The sequence below is a fragment of the Acidisphaera rubrifaciens HS-AP3 genome, assembly GCF_000964365.1.
Taxonomy (GTDB): Bacteria; Pseudomonadota; Alphaproteobacteria; order Acetobacterales; family Acetobacteraceae; genus Acidisphaera; species Acidisphaera rubrifaciens.
In genome coordinates, this window is record NZ_BANB01000307.1 from 1 (window position 1) to 7,976 (window position 7,976).

A 7,976-nucleotide genomic window follows, 5' to 3' on the forward strand; every position below is an offset into this window, starting at 1 on the left:
GATCGCGAGCGTGGACGGCTTGAACGCGCCGATGCCGCAATACGCCGCCGGCCGGTTGACCGAGGCCGCCGTCTGCGTGCCCAGCGCCGCCGGGACCATGCCGGCGGCGACGGCGGCGGCGGATCCGGCGGAGGAGCCGCCCGCCGTGCGCGTCGTATCATGCGGATTGCGCGTCGGCGGCACCGCGTCGAGGAAGGCGAGTTCGGTCGTGTGCAGCTTGCCCAACACGATCATGCCGGCGGCGCGCAGATGCGCGACCACGGTCGCGTCCCCGCCGGCCGGCGCCAGCGTGTCGCGCGCGGGCGAAAAGGCGCGCGTGCGCTGGCCCGCGAGGTCGATCACGTCCTTGACGCCCAGCGGGATGCCGTGCAGCGGCCCGCGCCAGTTGCCCGCCTGTGCCTCGTCGTCGAGGACGCGCGCCGCGACACGCGCCTGCGCCGCATCGACGTGGACCCAGGCATGGACCGCACCCTCCGCCGCGTCGATGCGCGCGAGGCAGCGTTCGACCAGCACCGTCGCGGTCAGCGTGCCCGCCCGCAACGCGGCGGCGAGATCGGTGATGCGCCCCGGATCGGCGGCAAGCGTGCTCATCGCGCACCCCGCAGCGCGTCGCGGCGGGCCTGCGTCGCCGCCTCGTCCACCGCCAGCGTCTCGTCGTCGATGCGCCCGGTCAGGACGACACCGTACACGTCATGCGCCTTCTGCATGCTCTCCCACCCTTCCAACACGTCGTGCAGCACCCGCGCGGTCTCGCGCGTCAGCGGATCGCCATAGCCGCCGCCGGCCGAATCCCGGCCGCGCAGCCCCTCGCCCTCGTGGAGCGTCACGGTGGTGACGTTGGGCAGCCGTGCCGGCTCGCCGTTGCGGCCGATGCGCCACGTGGCGCCGGGGGTTCCGTCGCGGCCGCCCACCACGCCGCGCGGCGGCGCGTGCTGGCCGTCGCAGGAGATCACCGCCGTCACGTCGCCGCCGGTCGGCGTGTACTCGATCTCCTGCGCCGGCGCGCCGCGCCGCCGCCCGGCCCCCGCGCTGTCCTGCACCAGCCGCAGCGAGCGGACGCGGATCGGGTGCTTGAGTTCGTCCACCTCGATCGAATCGCGGTACATCAGCCCGGCGATCACCGGGATCGCGTAGTTCACCCACCCGTCCGCGACCGGCGAGGCGGGGCCACCGTTGGTGGACAGCATCATGCGGTTGACGAACGGCGCGCCGCCGCGCCGATGATCATGGCCGGAGATCACCGCCATGCCGGCGCCGAGGCCGGTGCCGCCCTCCGACAGCCCGTGCCCGTCGCCGAGCTGCGCGAAGGCCGATTGCGTGATGTTGACCAGGCGTTCGGACACGTTCGTCGTCGCGACCGAGCAGGAATGCGGAAAGCGTGGCGCCGCGACGACGCTCTCCTCGGCATAGGTGAAGCGCAGCCGGCGGAACGAGCCGGCGTTCCGCGGCAGATCACCCTCCAGCGCGTTGAAGATCGCGCCCACCACGGCCGAGGTCGCGGCGCCGACCGAGGTGTTCAGCCCGGTCGGCACGCAGGGCGGATTGTCCGACAGATCGACATGGATCATCGCCTCGTCCGGGTCGATCGCGAGCTTCACCGTCAGCTCCAGCCCGTCCGGCAGGATACCCTCCAGCGGATCGGAACGCCCCTTGTTGACCAGCCGCGCCTTCGGCAGGCGGCGTATGTTGTCGATCATCCGGCGTTCGGAATAGTCGAACCAGTCTTCGATGAAGGCGCGGATCGTCGCGCCGCCGTATTTGGCGCACAGCTCCTCCAGCCGCCGCTCCGCCACGCGCGCGGCGCCGAGGCCGGCGAGGTAGTCGCCGTACCATTGGTCCGGCACGCGGATGCGCGCGCGGCACATGCGCATGATGTCCTCGACGTTGCGCCGGTCGCGCTGCACCCGCACGCCGGGAAACACCAGCGCGCCCTCGTGATAGACGTCGCGGGCGAGCACGAAATAGCTCGACGGGATCGAGTTGCCGATATCGGCCATGTGGCACTTGGCGACGCTGGTGAACAGGTGCTCGCCTTCCCAGAACACCGGCACCATGAAGGTATGATCGGCCGGATGCGTGTTGCCGCCGTACGGATCGTTGTCGAGATAGGCATCGCCCGGCCGTATGTCGCCCGCGTGATAGCGGCGCATGTTCGCGGTCTGGATGTGGCAGCCGAAGATATGCACCGGCAGCCCCTCGGCCGGCGCCAGCAGCCGGTCGTCGCCGGTCACCAGGCAGCAGGAGAAATCCCGCGCCGACGAGATCACCGCCGAGCGCGCGGCGCGCAGCAGCGTGTTCGTCATCTCCCGCACGATGCCGTCGAGCCGGTTGGCGATGACGGACAGCAGGACGGGGTCGAGCGTCGTCGCGGTCATCGCGCGTCCTCCGCGGTGTGCAGGATATAGTTGCCCGCGCCGCTCAGCCGCGCCGTGCAGCCGGCCGGCACGACGATGGTCGTGGTCGGCTCCTCGATCACGGCGGGGCCGGCGATGGCGGCGCCCGGACGCAGCGCCTCGCCGCGATAAATCGGCGTGGGCGCGCGCCCGGCGGGCAGGAAGAAGCAGTCGCGATGGCCCGTGGGCGGCGGCACATGGGCCGCGTCCGCCCCCGCGCCCGTCCCCGCGCCCCCCGGCCGGTCGGGCGGGTGGAACGCCTGCACCGACAGCCGGCCCTTCCAGTTGACGAACTCCACCGGGCTCGCCTCGTCGCGCACCGCATAGACGCGCTCATGCACCGCGTGGAACGCCTCCGTCAGCCGCGCGACGTCGGTGGACGCGAGGCGCGGCGCGGGCACCGGCGTGTCCAGCTCCCAGACCTGCGCGCGATACCTCGCCTCCACGAACAGCTCGACCCGCCACGGCGCGTCGGCGAGCCCGGTCAGCCCGGCGCGGAAGCCGTCGAGTTCCTCCGCGATCGCGCGGAGCGCGTCGTTGACGCCGTCGCGGTCGAACTGCGCGCTGTCGGTGAAGCGGCTGCGCGTCGCCTCGAACACGATGTCGCTGTACTGCATGCCGCAGGCCGACAGCGCCGCCGCCGCGCGCGGCAGGATCACCGTGCGGCAGCCCAGCTCCTGCGCGATCGGCAGGATGTTGAACCCCGCCGCGCCGCCGCCCGCGACGATGACGCTCTCGCGCGGGTTGAGGCCCTCGTTGACCGTGATCTCGCCGATCGCCTTGATCATCAGCTCGTTGGCGATCGCCAGGATGGCGGCGGCCGTACGGTCCGGCGTCTGCCCGAGGCGCTCCGCCAGCGCGCCGATGACCCGCGCCGCCGCGTCGGCGTCGAGCGCGAGCCGGCCGCCGTTGAAATAGCCCGGATCGATATAGCCCAGCACCAGCGCGGCATCCGTCACCGTCGGCTCCGCGCCGCCGCGTCCGTAGCAGGCGGGGCCGGGATCGGAGCCGGCCGATTGCGGCCCCACCCGCAGCAGGCCGCCCGCGTCGATCCACGCGATCGACCCGCCGCCCGCGCCGATCGAGCGCACGTCCACCGTGGACGCGCCGATGATGTCGCCGAGCCAGCGCGGCCCGAGCCAGGAATCGCGCGTGTAGACCAGCGCCCCGTCGCGCACGAGCCCGACATCGAACGTCGTGCCGCCGGTGTCGCAGACGATGGCGTTGCCGCCCAGCGCCTCCTCCGCCGCATGGGTGCGCCCGGCGACCGGCGCCATCGCGGGGCCGGATTTCAGCGTGTTGATCGGCCGCTCGATCAGCGCCTCCACACGCTGGCAGCCGCCGACCGAGGTGGAGACGAGCAGCGAGCCCGCGAAGCCCGCCGCGCGCAGATCCTCGTCCATCTCGCGCAGATGCCGCTGCATCAGCGGCTTGAGCGACGCATCGATCGCGGTGGCCGAGGCGCGGCGGTACTCGCGCAGGATCGGCACCAGCCGGTGCGACAGCGTGAACGGCACGCCCGGCAGCATCTCGGCGATCAGCGCGCCGATCGCCTCCTCGTGCACCGGGTTGGCGATCGACCACAGCAGGCTGACCGCCACCGCCTCGAACCGCCGTGCCGCCAGCGTCGCGATCACCGCGCGCGCCTGCGCCATGTCGATCGGCCGCACCACCTCGCCCTCGGCGCCGATGCGTTCGTCGATCTCGAAGGTGCGGCGGCGCGGGATGTACGGATCGGGATAGTCCGTCGTGTAGTCGTGCGGCCCGTGCTTGCCGCCCTCCTTCAGCGTCAGCGTGTCGGCGAAGCCGCGCGTGGTGACGAAGGCGGTGCGCGCCGTGCGCTTCGTCACCACCGCGTTGGTCGCGCGCGTGGTGCCGTAGATCAGCGTGTCGGCGGCGGCGAGCAGGTCGCGCGCGGTGGACCCCATCGCCTGCGCCACGACGTCGAGCGCGGCGCGCATGCCGGTGAAAGTCCGGTCGGGCGTCGTCAGCGCCTTGCCGATCCGCAGCCGCCCGTCCCCGTCCACCACCACCACGTCGGTGAAGGTGCCGCCGGTATCGACCGAAATTCGCAGCCGCATGTGATGCCCGCCCCTTGTCCGGACGGGAGTATGCAGGATGCGCGCCGCCATGCCTAAATGCGGCGTGACGTGTCTGGACAGCCAGCCGGGCGGACCGGCCGCGCATCGGCGAAGGGAGCGGACGATGGATGAGTATCAGCGGCGCGGCTATGGCGGCGCCCCGGTCGGGTTCGGCCGGCGGCCGGGCATCGTGGTCGTGGATTTCCAGCTCGGCTTCACCGACCCGCGCTTCCCCCTGGGCGGCGCGCCGATGATCAATGCCGCCGTCGACAACACCGCCATCCTGCTGCGCGCCGCCCGCGCGGCGGGCGTGCCCGTCGCCGCGTGCTACATCGCCTATGCCGGCGCGGGCGACGCGCCGCACTGGAAGGTGGCACCGGTCATCGACACGCTCCGCCACGGCAGCGAGGCCGCGCGGCTCGACCCGCGCATCCACGACCCGGACCATGACCTCGTGCTGTGCAAATCGGCGCCGTCGATCTTCTTCCAGACCAACGCTGCGCCCTATTTCGTGCGGCAGGGCGTGGACACCGTCATCGTCACCGGCTGCGTGACCTCCGGCTGCGTGCGCGCGAGCGTGGTGGACGCCTTCAGCTACGGGTTCCGCGTCATCGTGCCGGAGCCCTGCGTCGGCGACGTGGCGCGCGAGCCGCACGAGGCCAATCTTCGCGACATCGACCGGCGCTATGCCGACGTGGTCGACCTGCCGGTCTGTCTGGACTACCTGTCCAACCTGGAGCGGCCGAACAGCTAGGCGCCGCCGCCGACGCGGCTAGATCGACGCGCAGTCGCGCTTCAGCACGGATTCGTAGCGGAACCGGTCGGCCGGGTGCAGGCTGATGGACAGCTGCGTCACCACCCCGCCGTCGATGACATAGCAGCGGCTGATCTCCAGCGCGGCGCTGCCGGCCGGGCGCTGCAGCCGCGCGGCATCGGTGCGGCCGAGCACCTTCGCCGCGATCGACTGCCGCACCTCGCGCACCCTTATGTCGGCTTCCTGCTCGATCTGGCGCCAGATCGGGTGCGTATAGCTGCGCCGTGTGGAGACGTTGCCGGCCAGCCTGCGGTCCAGATAGGTCGTGGTCCAGCAGAACGGCGCGTCCTCGCCCGGCAGCATGCGCGGGCCGGACAGGCGCAGCCAGGTCTCCCCGGCCGGGCGGCCGAGGGTCGCGGCCAGCTCGCCCCGCAGCACCACCGGCTTGACGTCGCGCACGTGCAGCACCGTCTCCTCGGCATATTGCGCGAGTTCGGACAGCGAGCGCACCGAGTGGGAAAAGGTGGCGCCGGCGTCGCGCGCCTCCACCCGCGTGCCGATCCCCTTGCGGGCGGAAATCAGCCGCATCTGGCGCAGATGCAGGATCGCCTGCCGCACCGTCTGGCGGCTGACGCCGAAATGATCGGACAGCTCGTGCTCGGTCGGCAGAAGCGAGCCGACGGCATAGCGGCCGGACGCGATGTTGCGCTGCAGCCGTTCGGCGATCTGCAGGTACAGCGGACCCCCGTTCTTCGACAGGCGCGGGAGGGGCGCATTCAGGGAGGCTGACGACATGGCCGTCCCTATGCCAAAGCATGGCGGCCCGTCAAAGGGCGCCGACGGAGCAGCCGTACACGTTCCCGCGGGGTGGGGCTGGCATGTCCATTGCTAGTTTTGCACAGTTGCCCCACAGGAAACGGCGGAGGGCTCTTCCGGCCCGTCGCCCGCCCGCCCCGAAGGAGAGCCCATGGACATCGGCGTGTTCATCCCGATCGGCAACAACGGCTGGCTGATCTCCACCACCTCGCCCCAGTACATGCCGAGTTTCGCGCTGAACAAGGCGGTGGTGACCCGGGCGGAGGCCTATGGCCTCGACTTCGCGCTGTCCATGATCAAGCTGCGCGGCTTCGGCGGAGAGAGCGAGTTCTGGGACCACAACCTCGAATCCTTCACCCTCATGGCCGGGCTGGCGGCGGTCACCGAGCGCATACGCCTCTATGCCTCGGTCGCGGTGCTGACCATCCCGCCCGCGATCGTCGCGCGGATGGCGGCGACGATCGACTCGATCTCGGGCGGCCGTTTCGGGGTCAACATCGTCTCCGGCTGGGCGAAGGCCGAATACGAACAGATGGGCCTGTGGCCGGGCGACGCGCATTTCGCCCGCCGCTACCTCTACAGCACCGAATACGTCACCGTGATGAAGGAGCTGTGGGAGACCGGCGCCTCCGACTTCAAGGGCGAGTATTTCCGGATGTCGGACTGCCGCCTCAGCCCCCGGCCGCAGGCGCCGGTGCGCATCGTCAGCGCCGGGCAGAGCGACACCGGCCTCGCCTTCGGCGCGCGGCACTGCGACTACAACTTCATCCTCGGCGCCGGCGTCAACACGCCCGCCGCCTATGCGCCGACCAACGAACGCATGCTGGCGGCGGTGGAGAAGACCGGGCGCGACGTCGGCGCCTATGTCCTGTTCATGGTCATCGCCGACGAGACGGACGAGGCGGCGATGGCGAAGTGGAAGCTCTACAACGCCGGCGCCGACATGGGCGCCCTGTCGTGGCTGACCGCCGAGGCCGGCGCGGATGCCGCCGCCGCCGCGGGCTCCACCGCGAAATCCATCGCGGCGCCGGAGGGGGCGATCAACTTCAACATGGGCACCCTGGTCGGCTCGTACGAAACCGTCGCCCGCCTGCTGGACGAGGCGGCGGCGGTGCCCGGCACCAAGGGGCTGATGCTCACCTTCGACGACTTCATCGCCGGCATGGATGCGTTCGGCACGCGCATCCAGCCGCTGATGACATGCCGCGCGCATCTGCGCGGCGCCTGACCGGACCCTACAGGTCGAGCACCAGCCGGTCCCCGGCGGCACGCGAGCAGCACACCGTCATCCGCGTGCCGGCGGCCTTCTCCGCCGCGTCGAGGAACAGGTCGCGGTGATCGACAGCGCCCTCCAGCACGCGGGTGACGCAGGTGCCGCACACGCCCTGTTCGCAGGCGACCGGCACATGCAGCCCCCTGGCCGCCAGCACCTGTGCGATGCTGAGGTCGGAGGCGACCTCGGCGGTGATGCCGCTGCGGGCGGCGACAACGGTGAAGGGCGTGCCCGTCCGATCGACGTCGGCGGTGAAATGCTCGCGATGCACCCGCGCGGGCGGGATGCCGAGCCGCGCCGCCGCCGCGATCACGTCATCCTGCAACCGCTGCGGGCCGCACACATAGACATGCGCGTCCGGTGACGCCGCCAGCGTCGCCGCCGCGTCGAAGCGCGCGGCATCCGGCCCGGTGCCGAGCCAGCGCCGCAGATACGGCGCGAGCGGGCCGTCCTCGATCTCGGCCAGGAACGGCGCCGTCGCGCGGCTATGCGCGCAGTAATGCAGGGTGAAGCGCCGCCCCGCGCGGTGCAGCGCGTGCGCCATCGCCAGCAGCGGCGTCACGCCGATGCCCCCGGCGATCAGCACGGACTCGGCCGCCCCCCCGTCCAGCGCGAACTGGTTGCGCGGCGCCGCGACCCGCACGCGCCGGCCGGGGGGG

General features: G+C 71.9%; 7 protein-coding genes. 2 read left to right on the plus strand and 5 right to left on the minus strand.

Going from position 1 to position 7,976, the window contains the following annotated elements:
- The 3 genes from B8460_RS10140 to B8460_RS10150 all read right to left on the minus strand — a co-directional run.
- A partial coding sequence (locus B8460_RS10140; RefSeq protein ID WP_048861481.1) for an amidase family protein occupies positions 1–591 on the minus strand: 591 nt, incomplete at its 3' end.
- Positions 588–2,375 carry a hydantoinase B/oxoprolinase family protein gene (locus B8460_RS10145; protein WP_048861482.1) on the minus strand — a complete coding sequence of 596 codons (1,788 nt, stop codon included), beginning with the start codon at positions 2,373–2,375 and terminating at the stop codon, positions 588–590. The genes B8460_RS10140 and B8460_RS10145, both read right to left, overlap by 4 nt.
- Positions 2,372–4,474, minus strand: a complete 2,103-nt coding sequence (locus tag B8460_RS10150; RefSeq protein WP_048861483.1) for a hydantoinase/oxoprolinase family protein — start codon at positions 4,472–4,474, stop codon at positions 2,372–2,374. The genes B8460_RS10145 and B8460_RS10150 overlap by 4 nt, the downstream gene beginning before the upstream one ends.
- Positions 4,475–4,598: 124 nt before the next feature.
- Between B8460_RS10150 and B8460_RS10155 the strand changes: the two genes are divergently transcribed.
- Positions 4,599–5,228: an isochorismatase family protein gene (locus B8460_RS10155; protein ID WP_048861484.1), complete on the plus strand. Its 630-nt coding sequence runs from the start codon at positions 4,599–4,601 to the stop codon at positions 5,226–5,228.
- An 18-nt stretch (positions 5,229–5,246) separates the two neighbouring features.
- On the opposite strand, the gene B8460_RS10160 is transcribed toward B8460_RS10155, so the two are convergent.
- A complete protein-coding gene (locus tag B8460_RS10160; protein WP_048861485.1) occupies positions 5,247–6,023 on the minus strand; it encodes a GntR family transcriptional regulator in 777 nt (258 codons plus the stop codon).
- A gap of 172 nt (positions 6,024–6,195) precedes the next feature.
- Between B8460_RS10160 and rutA the strand changes: the two genes are divergently transcribed.
- The gene (rutA, locus tag B8460_RS10165; RefSeq protein WP_048861486.1) at positions 6,196–7,272 is read left to right on the plus strand and encodes a pyrimidine utilization protein A; all 1,077 of its coding nucleotides are present in this window, start codon (positions 6,196–6,198) and stop codon (positions 7,270–7,272) included.
- A 7-nt stretch (positions 7,273–7,279) separates the two neighbouring features.
- Here the strand turns inward: rutA and B8460_RS10170 are convergent.
- The coding region (locus B8460_RS10170; RefSeq protein ID WP_048861487.1) for a PDR/VanB family oxidoreductase at positions 7,280–7,976 on the minus strand (697 nt) is incomplete at its 5' end.